Genomic DNA, 15,377 nt, shown 5'->3' on the forward strand with positions numbered 1-15,377 from the left:
CGAGGCGTCCGTCGAAGACGGTCAGCGGGCCCTGCGGCCGGTCGGCGTGTGGTCCATGCCCGGCAGCCTAACCGGCGCCCGTTCCCCTGGTCCGGGCTTCGGGGAACGGGCTTCAGCCGTCCGGGTTCAGCAGTGCCTCCGCCGTGGCCGTCCGGGCGTACAGCACCGAGCGCCCCGCGCGGTGGGCGCTCACCAGTCGGGCGTCGCGCAGCGCCGTCAGGTACTGGGAGACGGCCGAGGGCGACAGCCCGGTGCGGCGGGCGAGTTCGGTGGTCGAGGCGGGGGCGGCGAGTTCGGCGAGCAGCAGGGCGCGGGAGCGGCCGAGCACCGCCGCCAGCGCGGCCGTTCCGGATGCCGGTGCCGCGGCCGTCGTCCAGAGACCGCCTATCCCCCGGGCCGGGTAGGCGAGTTGGGGCGGGTCCGGCGGGGCGAACAGGGTGTACAGGCCGGGGCCGGTGAAGGCGGACGGGATCAGCAGCAGGCCAGGTCCGGCGCTCCGGCGGGACATGGGGCGGGTACGGCGGCTCAGCCGCAGGGTGCCCTCGGCCCACCGCAGTTCGGCGTGCAGGTCGTTCAGCACCCGCGCGGCGCCGTGCTCGGCGGCCTGCCGGGCCCGGTGCAGCACGTCCGCGTCGAGCACCGCGCGGATCCTCGCCCAGTACGGCGCGAGGGCCAGCTCCCAGTACGCCTCGACCGCCTCGGCGAGGCTCCCCAGCCCGGGGCCCGGATCGGCGTGCAGGGCCCGCAGCCGCGACCCGAGCGTGCCGTGCTCCGCCGCGAGCCGGTCGAGGTCGCGCCGGACCTGCCCGGCGGGGGTGGCCCGGATCGCGGCGAGTTCCTCGGCGAGGGTCGGCGCGGGCCCGGCCGGGGCGGGATTGATGAAGTCCGGCACGTAGCCGGTGGGCGGTACGAGTTCGGCGAGCAGCCCGAAGGCCGGGCCGAGTGCCGTCAGCCGGGGCCTCACCTGCTCCGCCCAGGGCCCGTGGACGGCGTGCGGGAGCCCCGAGCGCAGCAGGCGCAGGCTCGGACCGACCTCCCACATCGGAGCGACGGCGAACCGCATCCGCGCCAGGTCACCCGCCGTGAACAGCAGATCCGCCAACTCCCTCTCCCCGGCCATCCCGTTGGATTCGCACATGCGCGAATCAGTGGCGGTCAGGTTAGTGCAGAAGCGATCATGACCGGCATGACTTCCGATGCCACCGTGCCCACTGTGACCGCAGCCGCCTCCGGCACCTGGAACCTGGGCGACCGCGCCGTCCACCGGATCGGCTTCGGCGCGATGCGCCTGCCGCAGACCGGCCCGGCGCTGGTGCCCGACGCCGTACCGCGCGACCGCGACCAGGCCCTGCGGGTGCTGCGCCGGGCCCTCGAACTGGGCGTCAACCACATCGACACCGCCGCGTTCTACTTCTCCCCGCTGCGCTCGGCCAACGAGCTGATCAACCGCGCCCTCGCCCCGTACGCGGACGACCTGGTGATCGCCACCAAGGTCGGCCCCGCCCGCGGCCCCGACGGCCAGTGGAGCGAGCACGCCCGCACCCCGGCCGGGCTGCGCGCCCAGGCCGAGGAGAACCTGCGCCAACTCGGCCGCGACCACCTCGACCTGGTCAACCTGCGCGTCCTCGGCACCGACTCGATCGCCGAACGCTTCGGCGCGCTCGTCGAGTTGCAGCGGGTCGGCCTGATCCGCCGGCTCGGGCTGTCCAACATCCACCCCCACCAGCTGGCCGAGGCCCAGGCCATCGCCCCGGTCACCTGCGTGCAGAACCCGTACGGCATCGGCGCCTCCCCCGCCCAGGACGAACTGCTGCGCCTCTGCGGCGAGCAGGGCATCGCCTTCGTCCCCTTCTACGCCATCGCGGGCGACGGCCGGCAGGACGGGGCTGGCGGAGCCGAACCCGCCCAGGTCCAGGCGGTGGCCGAGGCCCGCGGGATCAGCACCGCCCAGGTGCGGCTCGCCTGGACGCTGCACCGCGGCCCGCACGTCCTCGCCATCCCGGGCACGGGCGACGTGGCGCACCTGGAGGACAACGTCGCCGCGGGCGCGGTGCGGCTGACGGCGGAGGAACTCGCCCTGCTGGACCAGGCCCACACCGGCTGACGGAACCGGCAGCGGCCCCCGGGCGTCGCTGAGGGACACAGGTCCGAAGATCACCGAAGTCCACCGAAGACCACTGACGAGTCGAGGAACCCCTCAGCATGCCCGACACCGCCACCCGCTACCTGTACCTCGCCCGCCACGGCGAGGCCGCCTCCGACGGCTCCGACGGCGGCGGACTCACCGCCGCCGGACGCCGCCAGGCCGTCCTGCTCGGCCGCCGCCTGGCGAACCGACCGATCACGGCGGTGCACCACGGGCCGCTCCCCCGGGCCGCGCAGACCGCCCGGCTCATCGGGGAGCAGCTGGGCGGGGCGGCGGTGTCGGCGTGCGAGGAGGCCGACGACTACGTCCCCTACCTGCCCGCGGCCGACGAACTTCCCACCGACAGCGCGGAGTTCCTGCTGAACTTCCTGTCCGGTGCCTCGGCGGAGGAACTCGCCCGGGGCCCTGAGCTGGCCCGCCGGGCCGTCGAACGGTTCACCGGCCCGGTCCCGGGCGGCGAGGAGCGGCACGAACTGGTCGTCACCCACGCCTTCCTGGTCGGCTGGCTGGTCCGCCACACCCTCGATGCCCCGAGGTGGCGCTGGCTCGGCCTCAACGCCGCCAACGCGGCCCTCACCGTCCTGCGCTTCACCCCCGGCCGCCCCTCGTCCGTACTGCTGCTGAACGACCAGAGCCACCTGCCCGAGGAACTCCGCTGGACGGGCTTCCCGCCCGAGCTGCGCTGCTGATCCCCCGCGTCGGCGCTCCCCCTGCCCGGCGGGCCGTCGCAGGTGGCGGCTCACGTCCCCACGATGACGGTCTCCCGGAGCATCCGCTCCGCATCCCCGTGACCGGCCGTGCTCGCGGCACCCGCGCCACTCGTCGCACCCGCGGCGCTCACCGGCCCGCCCCCTGCGACTCCCGGACGACGACCGCGTCCCCGGCTGCGGCCGCGCCGGCGAAGAAGTCCCGCAGTTCGCGCAGGTCGTTGACGACGCGGGCGGCCCATGACTCCGACCAGGGCGGCGCGGAGTCGAGCTGGGCGACCCGCCGGGCGAGCACGGTGTCCTGCTGGCGGACGAGTTCGCCGAGCGCCGAGCCGCGCAGGAAGGTGGAGGCGGCGGCGACCTGTTCGGGGCGCAGCACCGGCATCCCGGTCCCGGCCGCCGGGCGGGCGCCGCCGTAGACGGGCAGCCGGGCGGCCGGATCGGGATGCAGTCCGTTCTCGGTGAGCGCGACCTCCATCAGGGCGGCGGTCTGCCGCACCCCGAGGGCGAGTCCGTCGGCGGCCAGTCGGTCGTACCGGAGGTCGCGGCTCCGGGGCACCAGCTCGCCGAGTTCCTCGGGCGAACAGGCGTCCACGGCCTGACCCGGCAGGCGACGCCAGAAGTGATCCACGCTCACCCGGAAAGCGTAGCGAACGACGGCGCGGTGATCAGTGGATCACGCCTCTCCGGGGTGCCAGGCCGGCCATTCCCAGGGCCGGTCGGCCCAGTGCACCTTGACCGGGTCGCGCGGGTCCAGGTCGGGGAAGAGCTGGTGGATGCGGGGCTCGAACTCCTCGGGAGCGAGCGGTTCCCAGCCGTGCCCCTCGAAGTGGACGAGGCGGTAGCGGCTGTCGGTCCGGAACTCGGCCACCTCGACCAGATGTGCGGTCGTACTGTTCGTCTCCATGACCCCCAGCATGTGGCGCGGCGGCAATCCACGCCCGTCCAGACCCCTCTTCCGGGTCATGTCCCGGCGTCCGCGCGCTCGTTGAGCACGGAAAGGTACGGCGGGGGCGCGCGGGAAGGACGAGCAGATGACTGGGCAGCCCACCGGAGGACAGTGGCAGTGGCCGTCGAACGCCTGGCAGCCACCGCCGGTCCCCATTCCGCCCCAGGCGGTCCCGCCGCACGTGGGGCCGCCGGCGCCACCCGCGCCGGAGCCGCCGCGCCGTTCGCGGAAGGCGTGGGCGGTGGCGGCGGGCGGAACGCTCGCCCTGCTGGCGGCGGTCATGGTGATGTGCGGACCCGGCTCGGGTGACGACGTCCGGGTGGTGACCCTGCCGGACGCCCCGCCCTCCGCCACCCCGTCGGACCCGCCGGCGGAGGGCGGCACCCCCGCGCCGTCCCCGCTGCCCTCCCCCACCAGCGCCGAGAGCACTCCGGCGAGCAGCGAGGCCCCGGCCACCCCGGCGGCCGCCCAGACCGGGCCGGAGCACGCCGACGGCCGGCACCCCTCCCCCCGCGCCCGTCCCAGGGCCGGCCGCACCCCGCACCCCAGCCCCGGCACCCACCCGGCCCCGAACGGCGGAGCCCAGAAGGTCCCCTCCCTCGCCCCGGGCAACATCTGCGAGCAGGCCGAACGCATCGGCCGCTGGCCGGCCGACTCGGAGCAGGCCCGCCTCTGCCACGAGTTCTACGGCTGACCCCTCCGCCCCCGCCCCTCCGCCCCTGCGCCCGTCGGCGGCTCACAGCACGGCCGGGCGCCCGGCTGACCCGGGAACGCCGTGCCGCTCCGACGGCGACCGGCGGGCACTCACCCTGGGGCGGTTCCCCGTCCCGCGGGGTACGGTCACGGCGCGCCCAGCAGTCCCTTGTCCAGCCGGGGTGCCAGCACCTGGGCCAGGGTGTCCGTGATGTGCCCGGTGTCCCGGTAGAGCACCACGCCCTCCAGCACCGCCGGGCAGCTCGGCCCGCTGCCCGGGCAGAGCACCGGTCCGAGGTCCAGGGTCCGGACGCCGTAGCGGGCCGCGAGGCCGCCGTCGAGCATCGGGTCGGGCTCGAAGGCGGTGCCGCGCGGGAAGAAGCAGGCGTCGGAGCGGCCGTCGGAGGCGGCCAGGCAGGTGGGGACGTCCTTGCCCGGCATCGGGGTGTCGCCGAGGTAGGCGAGCGGCGCGCCGAGCGCGGCGCGCCGGTCCAGGGTGCGGGTCCAGCCGACGGTGCGCTCCTCCTGGCTGCCGTAGCGGTTGAGCCCGGCCATCAGGACCAGCCGGGGTCTGGGCCCGGAGGTGAGCCGGGCGAGGGTGTTCTCGCGCCAGCGGTCGCATTCGGCGTAGGTGCGGCCGAGGACGTCGTTGCGCACGGTCAGGGTGGCCAGCGGGCAGCCGGGCTTGACCAGGACCTCCAGCGCCCAGTGCCGCTGTTCGGCCGTCTTCAGCGCGGCCGAGATCCACTGTCCGGCGTGCGAGTCGCCGAGCAGCACGATCCGGTCGGGGCTGTCCTCGTTGCCGAAGAGGCAGCGCGGGCTGCTGTCGGCGTCGAGCGGGATCTCGCAGCCCTTGCCGGGCGGGAAGTCCTCCCGGGCACGGGCGAGCGAGGGGGTGAGGCCGGGCACCCGGGTGCCGGGGGCGAGCAGGGTCGGCCCGTCGGCGGCCCCGGCGGGTGCGGCGGTCCGGGCGTTCGCCGCACCGCCGAGCGCGCGGACGGTGCCGCCGCCGAGGGTGAGCGCGGCGATCAGCGGGATGACCAGGGCGCTGGCACCGACGGCGAGGCCGCGCCGGGGTGCCGGGCTGCTGCCGTACCGCAGCGGCTGTTCGACGAGGCGCAGGGTGAGCCACGCGGGCAGCGCACCGGCCGCGGTCAGGGCGAGGAGCGCCGGCCAGGGCATTTGGCCGTACCGGGCCTGGGCGATGGTCAGTACGGGCCAGTGCCACAGGTACCAGGCGTACGAGAGGCGCCCGGCGGCGCGCAGCGGCCGGGTGGCGAGCAGGCCGCCGACGAGGCGGTCGGAGGGGGCCGCGAGCAGCACGGCGGCGGTCCCGAGGACGGGCAGCAGCGCGGCCGCGCCCGGGAACGGGGTGGTGCGGTCGTAGAGGAGGATCGATCCGAGGACGGCTGCCAGGCCCGCCCAGCCGAGCGGTCGCAGCGCCCGGGCCAGGGCGCGCCCCGGCGTGCGGGCGGCGAGGGCGCCGCTCAGCAGGGCCGCGCACGCTCCGGCGGCGAACTCCCAGAGTCGGCTGCCGGTGGAGAAGTAGGCGAGCGGCGCCGAGGTCGCCGTCCAGCGCAGGCAGAGAGCCAGCGAGGTGCCGCCGACGGCGAGGGTGGCGAGGGTGATCGCCAGGGTGCGGCGGCGCCCGTGCAGGTAGCGGGCGAGGCCGAGGACGCCCCAGAGCAGGTAGAACTGGTTCTCCACGCCGAGCGACCAGAAGTGCTGGAGCGGACTGGGGTCGCGTTCGGCGGCCAGGTAGTCGGTCTGCTGGCCGGCGAAGCGCCAGTTGGCGTACTGGCCGGCGGCGGCGATCAGGTCTCGGGCGAGGTCGGTGCCGCGCAGCGGGTCGAGCAGTGCGCCGCCGGCGGCCGCGGTGGCGACCAGCACGGTGGCGGCTGCGGGCAGGATGCGTCGGGCGCGGCGGGCGGCGAAGTCCCACAGGCCGAGCGGACGGCCGGTGATCAGTCCGGTGATCAGGAAGCCGGAGATGACGAAGAAGACGTCGACGCCGACGTAGCCACCGGTCGGGCCGGGGACCGCGGCGTGGAAGGCGAGAACGGAGAGCACGGCGATGCCGCGCAGCCCCTCGATGTCGGGGCGGAAGGCGGTGCGGCGGCGGGGCTCTCCCGTCGGCAGCATCTCGGCGGAGGGGGATTCCGGGGCCGGGGCCGGGGCGGCCTGCCGGTCCGCCCGGACGGCTCCGGGCAGCGGTCCTTCGGAGGACGTGGACGACGTCGGTGGTACGGCCGTTGACACGGCGGTGCTCCTTGCTGGGCTGGCAGCGGTGGTCGGGCCCGCCGGGCCGATGGGGCGGCCGGGCGGCGGGTTCCGCGCCGGTGGGGCGACGCGCAAGGAAACGAAGCGGTGGAAGGCGGAGGGAGGGAACGCGGCGGAGGAAACGGGTGATCAGAAGATCAGCGGATCGGCCCAGCCGGAGGCCAGCACCCCGCACAGCAGCAGCACGGCGGTGAGGGCGACGGCCTCCGCCCGCCCGAAGCCGAGGTCGGAGCCGAGGTCGGAGCGGCGCCGCACCGGTGGGGCGACCTCCCCGTCGGCTCCGCGGCCCCCGTCGGCTCCGCGGCCCCCGCCGAGCAGCGGCCACAGGGCCCGGATCAGCGGGATCACGGTGTACGCGGTGATCCCGAGCAGCGCGGCGAGCGCCCAGAAGGGCCGCCAGCCGTACTCCAGCGCGGCACGCACCAGGCCCGCGCCGCCTGCGAGGACGACCAGGCCGAGCCAGCCGACGCCGAGCCGGGCGACGGTCCGGGCCAGTGACGTCCCGCCGGAGACGGCGCCGGTGGGCACCCAGTCGGCGGAGCGGCGGCGCAGCGCGTGCGCGATGGCGACCACGTGGCAGAGCCCGCCCAGGAGTTGGACCCGGGTGACCTCGAAGCGCCAGCGGGTGCGGGACACCGCGGGCAGCAGCACGAGGGCGACCCAGATCGGCGGCAGGAAGGGGAGCACCTGCCAGGGCCGGACCTCCTCCGGCGCGAAGTACAGCGTGATCAGCGCGGGCAGCGGTACGGCGAACACGTTCACCGCGCTGGTCAGGTAGCCGAGGATGCCGTTCCAGAAGCAGAGCCGGGCGGACTTCGACAGCGGTCCGCGGCGGAACTCCGGGTCGCCGACGAGGGCGAGCGAGCCTAGGCACCAGCGGTACTGCTGGCTGACGAAGGCGGGCAGGCCGGCGGGCGACATGCCCTTGGCGACCAGCGCGGGCACGTACCGGGTGCTCCATCCGGCGCGGGCCAGGGCGAGGCCGGTGTAGAGGTCCTCGCTGTGGTCGGTCTCGGCGAAGCCGCCGACCCGCCGCAGGGCGGCGCGGCGGTAGAGCGCGTTGGTGCCGCAGCAGACGGTGCCGTCCCGGGCGTCCCGGGAGGGCTGGATCCAGCGGTAGAAGATCTCCTGGGTGGCTCCCGCTGCGCGTTCGAGCCAGGACATGTCGGCGTCGGTGTCGAAGCACTGCGGGCTCTGCACGATGCCGATCCCGGGGTTGTCGAGGTAGGGCACCAGGTGGTGCAGGAAGTCGGGGCGCGGGCAGAAGTCGGCGTCGAGCACGGCGACGATCTCGCCCTCGCCCTCGGCCAGGCCGTGGTTGAGGTTGCCGGCCTTCTTGAAGCGGCCCCGGTCGGGGCGGGCGCGGTAGCGGAAGCCGTAGGACTCGGCGAGTCGGCGCACCTCGGGGCGGTCGGCGTCGTCGAGGACCAGGACGGTGAGCGCGCCGGGCCACCGGACGGCGGCGGTGTGCCGGTAGGCGTTGTCCAGGACGGCCAGCGGCTCGCCCGCGGTGGGCAGCAGGAGGTCCACGCTCGGGTGGCGGTCGGGGTTCCAGGCGCGCAGCAACAGGTCGTGCGAGTCGCGGGTGAAGCGGCGGGCGCGCTGGCCGTCGGTGAGCGAGAGCAGCCAGGTGGCGGCGTTGAGCAGGGTGAGCAGCAGGAACGGCCACAGCAGCGGCTTGCTCAGCGCGAACAGGCCGAGGGTGGCGGTGGCTCCCGCGTACGAGAGGGTGGCGCACAGCAGGACCCAGCGGCGCTGCGGGCCGAAGTACCAGTAGAGCTCGTCGTCGTCGGGCGGGCTCGGCAGGCGCAGGTCGGGGTCCGCGGGTGTCCGGCGCGGACCGGTGTCGGGTGCGGGCACGGCGGCGCCATGGAGTGCGGGCATGCGGAAACGGCCCCCCTGGGCATCGGACGGAACCTTGCCGTTCGACCCCAGCCTCTCATATTGGTCTGGACCAATTATGAACGAGATATGACATCTCCGCATCGTCCCAGCTCAACTACTTGACGGCCCGTCAGTAGGACGACAGACCGTCGGACGATCAACGAATCAGCCCCGGAAGGGCCCCGGAACGAAGCCCCGGCCCTTCCCGGACCGGCCACCCTCAGACCCCCTTCAGCTCCTTGGTCAACAGCTCGAACCGGAGGTCCGGCCGACGTGGGATGCCGAAGCGCTCGTCCCCGTACGGGAAGGGGCTGTAGACGCCGGTGCGGCGGAACCCGCGCCGCTCGTACCAGGCGATCAGGTCGCCGCGCTGCTCGACCACCTTCATCTCCAGCAGCCCGACGCCCCACTCCTCCCGGGCCACCCGCTCCGCCTCGGCCAGCACCACCCGGCCGATCCCGCCGCCCTGCAACGCCGGGCGCACCGAGAACATGCCGAAGTAGGCGCAGTCCGGGCGCCGTTCCAGCTGGCAGCAGGCGACCAGTTCACCGTCGCGCTCGACCAGCAGCACCACCCCGTCCGGGTCCTCGACGGCCTCGGCGACGCTCGCCGCGTCGGTGCGCTGCCCGTCCAGCAGGTCCGCCTCGGTGGTCCAGCCGGCCTTGCTGGCCTCGCCCCGGTAGGCGGACTCGACCAGTTCGACCAGCGCCGGGACGTCGGCGAGGGTCGCGGTCCGGAAGGCGGGCTCCCCGGCCGGTGCGGTGCCGGGCCCGGTGGCGGTGTCGGACATGCTGCTGGTCCTCTCCTCGGAAAGTGTCGGCTTCCGGGCATGGTGCCACAGGTCCCTGAGTCCCCGGTGTGGCGGCAGAGGACGCGGGCAGCGGGGCGGCGACTGCCCCGCGCCGCGGCGGACGGCACGCGTTCCGCTCCTGGAGTCCCGCCGACGGGCGGGTCCGACGAGGAGCCTTCCGTCAGGGGAGCCGGTCGGGCCGGTCCTGGACGGGTGTGCGGATGGCCAGGACGGCCATGTCGTCGTGACCGTCGCTCGGGTGGTGATCGGTGAGGGCGTGGACGAGTTCGTCCAGGGGGTGGGCGGCGTGGGCCGCGGCGAGTTCGGCGAGGACGTCGAGGCGCTCGTCGATGGGGTGCCCGGGATGCTCGACGAGGCCGTCGGTGAAGAAGAGGACGGTGGAGCCGCCGGGCAGGACTGCGGTGTGGTCGGGACGGGGGATGCCGGGGTCGACGCCGAGCGGGATGCCGGGGTCCGCGAACAGGTACCGGGCGCGGCCGTCAGGGGTGAGAACGAGTGGGGGCGGATGACCGGCCGTGCTCCAGTTGAGGATCCAGCCGTCGGTCGCGTGCTCGATCCGGGCCAGGCAGGCCGTGATGACGGGCAGGTCGGTGATGGCCCGGAGGGTGTGGTCGAGCTGGGTCAGCACCGAGCCGGGCGGGCCCTGGCGGTCGTAGAGCAGCGCACGGAGCATGTTGCGGGCCTGGGCCATCGCGGCTGCGGCGTGCAGGTCATGGCCGACGACGTCGCCGATGACGGCGGCGCAGGCACCGTCGGGCAGCACGGCGGTGTCGTACCAGTCACCGCCGACACCGGCCGGCGCGGCCGCGGTGCGGTAGACCGCCGCGCCGGAGAACGGCGCGAGGTCCGGCAGGGTCGGCAGCAGCAGACGCTGGAACTGCTCGGAGCTGTCGCGCATGTAGCCGAACAGACGGGCGTTCTCGATCGCGATGCCGGCCGCCCCTGCGAGGGCGCGCACGAGGTCTTCGTCGTCCTCGTCGAACGGGTGCCCGTCCCGCCGCTCGGAGAGGTAGAGATCACCGTAGACCTCGCCCCGAACGGTGACCGCCACACCCATCAGGGTGCGCATCGGAGGATGGCCCGGCGGGAAGCCCACCGAGGCCGGGTGGGAGGGGATGTCGTCCACCCGCAGCGGCACGGGGTGGCGGATCAGGCACCCCAGCACGCCAAGCCCGTGCGGGAAGTGGGTCCCCGCGAGGGCCGCGCGCTCCTGCTCCGTCAACCCGGCGGTGATGAACTGCTCCAGGTGGTCCCCCGAGGGAGCGAGGACACCCAGCGCACCGTAGCGGGCGCCGGCCAGGTCCATGGCGGTGGTGACGATGCGCTGCAGCACCGCTGGCAGGTCCAGGTCACTGCCGATGGCCAGCACCGCCGACAACAGTCCGTGCAGCCGGTCCCGCACAGCGGCCAGCGCCCGCAGCTGCTCCCCCATCCCGTCCAGCTGCTCGTCCAGATTCAGCCGCAGCCGCGGCGGGCCACCGTCGTTCGGTGACCCCCCGGTCGGCCTCTGTTCGGTGTTCACGGCGCCGCCTCGGTCATCAGTTACGTACGACGTCCCGCCCGCGCATCGGCCGGTTCGGCCGACCTGGTCGACGTGGCGGCGGCAACCGCGCCGAGGTAGCGCAGCAACGCCTGCGGTTCCTCAGGACTCCAGGCTCCGCCGGGTGCGGAGCGGCGAGCCTCCGTCCCCGCTGAGTACTGCTCCCGCTCGCTCACGGTGCGCCTCCTCGGCCGGCGGTCCTGTCTTCCTCCAGTGTTGGCCCCGCCCGCCGCCCCGGCTTGTGCCGATCGGCCCCATGTCGGCGCGGGCCGTCCGGACTGCGGGGGACAGGAGCGGCCGCGACCGGCGTTCCCGCCGACCGGGCGGCCGGGCTGGCGCCGGAGCCGGCGCCGTCGCCCGACCAGGTGGCGCAGGCCCGGCAGGAGGCGGCGGCCGTCCGGGCCGGGGGCCTTCGAGACGGCCGCACGCGTCCGGCACGAGGCCGTGCCCGGGGCGGCGATCCTCGACGGAGCCGGGAACCGTGCCCCGCGCACGTGGCTCAGTCGACCAGGAACGCTCCGGTGCGGCGCGGCCCGTACACGGGATCGGCGTACGCGCCACCGGTGAGCACCCGGTCCTGGACGGCGATCGCGCGCAGGTCGCAGGAGCGTACTCCGAGGAAGGCGTAGCGCGGCGGCGGGGCGTCGTCCTCCCGGACGGTGACGGTGCCGTCCTCGGACCGGTCTGCCTGCCAGAGCCGCGCCCGGGGCGGGTGCAGGAAGGTCTTCCAGGACTGCGGCCCGGCGGAGTGCGCGAAAGCCGCCCGGTCCTCGCGTCGGCGCAGCCGGTAGTGGCCGGACTCGGTCTCGACGCCCCAGCCGTGCGGCAGGTCCTCGGCGGACGCCAGCTCGGCGAGGACGATCGCGCCGTCCCGGCGGGTGGGACCGATCACGGTGTACCCGCGGTGCCGCAGGGCTTCGACGAGTGCGGCGAGTCCCGCCTCGTCCGGTTCCGCGGGCTGTGCAGGGGTGTCCATCGGCTGTCCTCCGGGTCGCCGCGGCCGCCGCCGCGAGTGGCTACCCGGCGGCCGGTGCCGTACTCCCAACTGTCCACCGGTCCCGGTGACCCCGCACAGGGCCGACCGGCCCCGCCACCCGGCCCCGGCGGCTCCGGTTCGCCACAGCGTGGAGTACCGGGAGATCGGCAGCCCCCCGGTGAACGACGTGGCGGCGACTTCCGGGCATGGTGCCACAGGTCCCGGAGTGCAGGGTGTGGCGGCAGACGCCTGGCGCAGCGCGAAGGCCTGGAAGACCTCGAAGGATCCCGACCACGCCACCGGGAAGGCCCGCGTTGAGCACCTGTACGCGATCGCTGACGGCGAGGTCGTATCCGAGGAGGGCGACCCGAACTCATCTTCTGCCTGGACGAGTTCGGCCCGCACCTAATTCGCGATGGACCCCTGCGCCGAACCGGCGGTTGGCAGTGCGCGCGTGCGACCGGGGGCGAGGAGTCCAGGGCGCTCATCCGGCTCGGCCGGGAAGCGGCTGCCGCGGCGGTGACAGGTGACCAGGTGGGTGTCGACGAGACCGGTGGCCTCCATGAGGGCGTACATGCCGGTGGGGCCGACGAAGGTGAAGCCGTGGGCGCGCAGGGCCTTGGCGAAGGCCGCTGACTCGGGGCTGCTGGTGGGGATGTCGGCGTGCTGGCGGGGCTCGGGGGTGGTGGCCGGGCGGTGGGCAAGGACGAGTTGTTCGAGGCCGCCGCAGTCGTGGAGGCGCATGCGGACCACGGCGCGGGCGTTGGTGCGGGCGGCTTCGATCTTCTTCCGGTTGCGGATGATGCCCGGGTGGCTGGTGAGTTGCTCGATACGGGTGTCGGTGAACCGGGCGACGGTGTCGGGGTCGAAGCCGTCGAAGGCGTCGCGGAAGGCGGGGCGTTTGGCCAGGACCGTGCGCCAGCTCAGGCCGGCCTGGAAGACTTCGAGGCTGATGCGTTCGAACAGCTCCGCCTCGCCGGTGACGGGCAGTCCCCATTCGGTGTCGTGGTACTCGCGCAGCAGGTCGTCGGCGGCGGCCCACGGGCAGCGGGCCAGTCCGTCCGCGCCGATGACGGCGGTCACCGTGCCTCCTCGGGTTCGGTGAGGCCGGTGACGCGCATCGTGATGTTCAGCCGGCCGGATCCCAGGCCGCAGGCGGGGTCGGCGGTGCCTTCGTGGACCCTGGGAACGCCGTGGTAGACGTAGCGGGAGGGGCCGCCGAAGACGAACAGGTCGCCGGAGGCCAGTTCGATGTCCGTGTAGGGCCGGGTGCGGGTCTGCGTGTTGCCGACGCGGAAGACGCAGCTGTCGCCGATGGACAGGGATACCACGGGCGCCGAGGAGTGTTCGTCCTTGTCCTGGTGCATGCCGAGCCGGGCCTGCCCGTCGTAGAAGTTGATCAGTGCGGTGTCCGGGGTGTAGCCGGCCGCCGCCTGCTGGTCGCGGTACGCCTCGTGCACTGCGCGGCGGCCGAGGCGGACCATCCACGCGGGGAACGGGGCGACCTGTTCGCCGTTCACGTCGTCGGCGGTACGGGTGTAGCGGTAGGGCTGCCAGTGCCAGCCGATGCAGACGGTCCGTACGGACATGACGCCGCCGCGCGGGAGCCGGGTGTGGCGGATGGGGACCGGGCCGGTGGCCCAGGTGCGGCAGGCGGCGACCAGTTCACGCTGCTCGTCGAGGGTGAGCCAGCCCGGCACGTGCACCGCGCCGGGTGCGATCTCCATGGCGGGGCGGGGAATCAGCGCGCTCACCCGTTCGCCTCCGTCGTCGGGCGGAAGGTGTCCCATGCCTCGCGGACGTCCCAGGTGCCGCCGTCGGCGCTCGCGCCGCGCAGCCCGCTCAGGGTGCCGGGGCCGGCCAGCGCGGACAGGCGGGGGGTGTTCAGCGAGGCGAACGCCACGGTGCGGGCCGGCTCGAAGTCGGTGGACAGGCGCAGGCGGCGCGCGAGTTGGGCGAAGCCCGGCACGGAGGCGGCGATCACCCAGGCGTCGGGGGTCTGGGCGGTCAGCCGTTTGGCCGGACGCAGCCAGGACGCGGCCGTCTCCGGCCAGTCGACGACCGCGAGCACGCGTCCGCCGCGGGCCGTCCACGCGTCTTCGAACGCCTGGGCGGCCGCCCGGGAGGCGTCGTCGCGGCTGTGTCCGACCACGACCGTCCCGGTCCGCTGCCCCGGCCCCGGCCCCGCGAGCAGGCCGAGGAGCGAGGCGAGTTCGGCGTCGGTGTGCGGCCGGGGCACGGGCAGGTCGCCGGCGTGGGCGGCCAGATCGGCGGGGCTGATGAGGGACGAGCGGGACCCTACGTACCGTTCGGTGAGGGGGTTCATCGGGCGGTGCTTTCCTGTTCGGCTTTCCAGCGGGCGTAGTCGGTGGGCAGGCACACGGCGCAGGGCCGGTATCCGGCGGCGACGGCGGTGGCTTCGTCGGCGAAGAACACCCGGTGGGTGACGTAGTCGCCGCGGGCGATGGCACGCAGCGCGGACGGGCAGTCCAGCCGCCCGTACAGTCGGCCGCGGCGGTGTCCGCCGAGCGTGCCGGGTGTCGGGCTCCGGTAGGGCTGCCCGTCCGCGCCGCACAGGGTGTAGGTGCGTACGGGCTCGCCGCCTTCGGCCGGGGCGGGGGTCATGCGGCGTCGTGGAAGACGAGGCCGAGGGTGTGCCGTCGGCCGGAGCGGACGGTGCTCACGCCGTGTCGCATCGGCCCGTTCGACCAGCCGCGCTTGCTGGCCACCGGCCGGTCGCGGGTGGTGAAGACCAGGCCGTGGCCCCGGGGCAGGACGGTGGCCGAGCCGCGGGTCTGTGCCCGGGGCCGCTGCTCGGTCATCAGGAACTCCCCGCCGGTGAAGTCGGTGCCGGGGGCGTTGAGGCCGATGACGACCTGCAGGGGGAAGATCATGTCGCCGAACACGTCGCGGTGCAGGGCGTTCCAGTCGCCGGGCCCGTAGCGCAGAAGGATCTGGGCGGACTTGGTCTGCCCGGCCTCGTGGCACATCTCCAGCCACTCGGTCAGGGTGTCGGGCCAGGGTGCGGGCTTGCGCAGTTTGACGGCCCAGTCGCGTGCGATGGGCAGCAGGCGGGGGTAGATCGCCTCGCGCAGGTCACGCACGAGGTCGGGCAGGTCGTGGGTGAAGTAGCGGTACTGGCCGGAGCCGAAGCGGTGGCGGGCCATGTCCACGGTCGTACGGAAGCGGTCGGGCCGGTCGTAGAGGGCGGTGAGCTCGGCGCACTGGGCGGGTGTGACCAGAGGCCCGGTCAGGGCGTGGCCGTGTGCGTCGAGTTCGGCCGTCAGGGCGGCCCAGTCGTTCTGTGCGACCCGGCCGTCGACCGGGCCCGAGAGCCGAATGGTCTCGGTCATGACGGGGATTCCTTGCGTCGGTGGAGAGGCGGCGCTGC

The 15,377-nt window shown here is 74.7% G+C and carries 16 protein-coding genes and 1 pseudogene; 4 read left to right on the forward strand and 13 right to left on the reverse strand.

Annotated features, from left to right (window positions below; genetic code table 11):
* Window positions 1-112 precede the first annotated feature (112 nt).
* Window positions 113-1,138, reverse strand: coding sequence for a DUF5937 family protein (locus tag ACFV1W_RS23550; RefSeq protein ID WP_380419192.1), 1,026 nt, complete (start codon window positions 1,136-1,138; stop codon window positions 113-115).
* 39 nt (window positions 1,139-1,177) lie between these two features.
* On the opposite strand from ACFV1W_RS23550, the gene ACFV1W_RS23555 reads away from it, so the two are divergent.
* Window positions 1,178-2,104, forward strand: a complete 927-nt coding sequence (locus ACFV1W_RS23555) for an aldo/keto reductase (RefSeq protein WP_380419193.1) — start codon at window positions 1,178-1,180, stop codon at window positions 2,102-2,104.
* Window positions 2,105-2,202: 98 nt separating this feature from the next.
* Window positions 2,203-2,835, forward strand: coding sequence for a histidine phosphatase family protein (locus ACFV1W_RS23560; RefSeq protein WP_380419194.1), 633 nt, complete (start codon window positions 2,203-2,205; stop codon window positions 2,833-2,835).
* 148 nt (window positions 2,836-2,983) lie between these two features.
* Here ACFV1W_RS23560 and ACFV1W_RS23565 read toward each other — a convergent pair whose 3' ends face one another.
* Together ACFV1W_RS23565 and ACFV1W_RS23570 are read right to left on the reverse strand one after the other, a co-directional pair.
* Window positions 2,984-3,490: a hypothetical protein gene (locus tag ACFV1W_RS23565; protein WP_380419195.1), complete on the reverse strand. Its 507-nt coding sequence runs from the start codon at window positions 3,488-3,490 to the stop codon at window positions 2,984-2,986.
* Window positions 3,491-3,529: 39 nt separating this feature from the next.
* A complete protein-coding gene (locus ACFV1W_RS23570; protein WP_380419196.1) occupies window positions 3,530-3,760 on the reverse strand; it encodes a hypothetical protein in 231 nt (76 codons plus the stop codon).
* 283 nt (window positions 3,761-4,043) lie between these two features.
* On the opposite strand from ACFV1W_RS23570, the gene ACFV1W_RS23575 reads away from it, so the two are divergent.
* Window positions 4,044-4,496 (forward strand): hypothetical protein, encoded by a 453-nt coding sequence (locus tag ACFV1W_RS23575; protein WP_380419197.1) that lies wholly within the window; start codon window positions 4,044-4,046, stop codon window positions 4,494-4,496.
* A gap of 146 nt (window positions 4,497-4,642) precedes the next feature.
* Here ACFV1W_RS23575 and ACFV1W_RS23580 read toward each other — a convergent pair whose 3' ends face one another.
* The 5 genes and pseudogenes from ACFV1W_RS23580 to ACFV1W_RS23600 form a co-directional block, all read right to left on the reverse strand.
* On the reverse strand, window positions 4,643-6,754 hold the full coding sequence (locus ACFV1W_RS23580; RefSeq protein WP_380419198.1) for an acyltransferase family protein: 2,112 nt from the start codon (window positions 6,752-6,754) through the stop codon (window positions 4,643-4,645).
* Window positions 6,755-6,904: 150 nt separating this feature from the next.
* Entirely contained in the window at window positions 6,905-8,659 is a 1,755-nt protein-coding gene (locus ACFV1W_RS23585) for a glycosyltransferase family 2 protein (RefSeq protein WP_380419199.1), read from the reverse strand.
* 220 nt (window positions 8,660-8,879) lie between these two features.
* The gene (locus ACFV1W_RS23590; protein ID WP_380419200.1) at window positions 8,880-9,449 is read right to left on the reverse strand and encodes a GNAT family N-acetyltransferase; all 570 of its coding nucleotides are present in this window, start codon (window positions 9,447-9,449) and stop codon (window positions 8,880-8,882) included.
* A gap of 181 nt (window positions 9,450-9,630) precedes the next feature.
* A complete protein-coding gene (locus ACFV1W_RS23595) occupies window positions 9,631-10,902 on the reverse strand; it encodes a PP2C family protein-serine/threonine phosphatase (RefSeq protein WP_380419238.1) in 1,272 nt (423 codons plus the stop codon).
* Between the two features lie 613 nt (window positions 10,903-11,515).
* A pseudogene (locus ACFV1W_RS23600) lies at window positions 11,516-11,986 on the reverse strand (4Fe-4S ferredoxin); the annotation flags it as partial.
* A 235-nt stretch (window positions 11,987-12,221) separates the two neighbouring features.
* Here ACFV1W_RS23600 and ACFV1W_RS23605 point away from each other — a divergent pair.
* The gene (locus ACFV1W_RS23605; RefSeq protein ID WP_380419201.1) at window positions 12,222-12,395 is read left to right on the forward strand and encodes a hypothetical protein; all 174 of its coding nucleotides are present in this window, start codon (window positions 12,222-12,224) and stop codon (window positions 12,393-12,395) included.
* Here the strand turns inward: ACFV1W_RS23605 and ACFV1W_RS23610 are convergent.
* From ACFV1W_RS23610 to ACFV1W_RS23630, 5 genes are read right to left on the reverse strand one after another with little or no spacing between them, the layout of a single operon-like run.
* A complete protein-coding gene (locus ACFV1W_RS23610; protein ID WP_380419202.1) occupies window positions 12,392-13,069 on the reverse strand; it encodes a DNA-3-methyladenine glycosylase I in 678 nt (225 codons plus the stop codon). The two genes, ACFV1W_RS23605 and ACFV1W_RS23610, sit on opposite strands and share 4 nt — an antisense overlap.
* Window positions 13,066-13,740 (reverse strand): alpha-ketoglutarate-dependent dioxygenase AlkB family protein, encoded by a 675-nt coding sequence (locus tag ACFV1W_RS23615; RefSeq protein WP_380419203.1) that lies wholly within the window; start codon window positions 13,738-13,740, stop codon window positions 13,066-13,068. The genes ACFV1W_RS23610 and ACFV1W_RS23615 overlap by 4 nt, the downstream gene beginning before the upstream one ends.
* A complete protein-coding gene (locus ACFV1W_RS23620; protein ID WP_380419204.1) occupies window positions 13,737-14,312 on the reverse strand; it encodes a hypothetical protein in 576 nt (191 codons plus the stop codon). Before ACFV1W_RS23620 ends, ACFV1W_RS23615 begins: the two co-directional genes overlap by 4 nt.
* A complete protein-coding gene (locus ACFV1W_RS23625) occupies window positions 14,309-14,611 on the reverse strand; it encodes an Ada metal-binding domain-containing protein (protein WP_380419205.1) in 303 nt (100 codons plus the stop codon). Before ACFV1W_RS23625 ends, ACFV1W_RS23620 begins: the two co-directional genes overlap by 4 nt.
* Window positions 14,608-15,339: a 2OG-Fe(II) oxygenase gene (locus ACFV1W_RS23630; protein WP_380419206.1), complete on the reverse strand. Its 732-nt coding sequence runs from the start codon at window positions 15,337-15,339 to the stop codon at window positions 14,608-14,610. Before ACFV1W_RS23630 ends, ACFV1W_RS23625 begins: the two co-directional genes overlap by 4 nt.
* Between the last annotated feature and the right edge of the window lie 38 nt (window positions 15,340-15,377).

The organism is Kitasatospora sp. NPDC059648, from assembly GCF_042734825.1.
Lineage (GTDB): Bacteria > Actinomycetota > Actinomycetes > Streptomycetales > Streptomycetaceae > Kitasatospora.

Bases quoted from the DNA above. Each gene is read 5' to 3' on its own strand.
- ACFV1W_RS23550 (WP_380419192.1), bottom strand. From the start codon at position 1,138: ATGTGCGAATCCAACGGGATGGCCGGGGAGAGGGAGTTGGCGGATCTG.
- ACFV1W_RS23555 (WP_380419193.1), top strand. From the start codon at position 1,178: ATGACCGGCATGACTTCCGATGCCACCGTGCCCACTGTGACCGCAGCC.
- ACFV1W_RS23560 (WP_380419194.1), top strand. From the start codon at position 2,203: ATGCCCGACACCGCCACCCGCTACCTGTACCTCGCCCGCCACGGCGAG.
- ACFV1W_RS23570 (WP_380419196.1), bottom strand. From the start codon at position 3,760: ATGGAGACGAACAGTACGACCGCACATCTGGTCGAGGTGGCCGAGTTC.
- ACFV1W_RS23585 (WP_380419199.1), bottom strand. From the start codon at position 8,659: ATGCCCGCACTCCATGGCGCCGCCGTGCCCGCACCCGACACCGGTCCG.
- ACFV1W_RS23590 (WP_380419200.1), bottom strand. From the start codon at position 9,449: ATGTCCGACACCGCCACCGGGCCCGGCACCGCACCGGCCGGGGAGCCC.
- ACFV1W_RS23595 (WP_380419238.1), bottom strand. From the start codon at position 10,902: ATGGGGGAGCAGCTGCGGGCGCTGGCCGCTGTGCGGGACCGGCTGCAC.
- ACFV1W_RS23620 (WP_380419204.1), bottom strand. From the start codon at position 14,312: ATGAACCCCCTCACCGAACGGTACGTAGGGTCCCGCTCGTCCCTCATC.
- ACFV1W_RS23625 (WP_380419205.1), bottom strand. From the start codon at position 14,611: ATGACCCCCGCCCCGGCCGAAGGCGGCGAGCCCGTACGCACCTACACC.
- ACFV1W_RS23630 (WP_380419206.1), bottom strand. From the start codon at position 15,339: ATGACCGAGACCATTCGGCTCTCGGGCCCGGTCGACGGCCGGGTCGCA.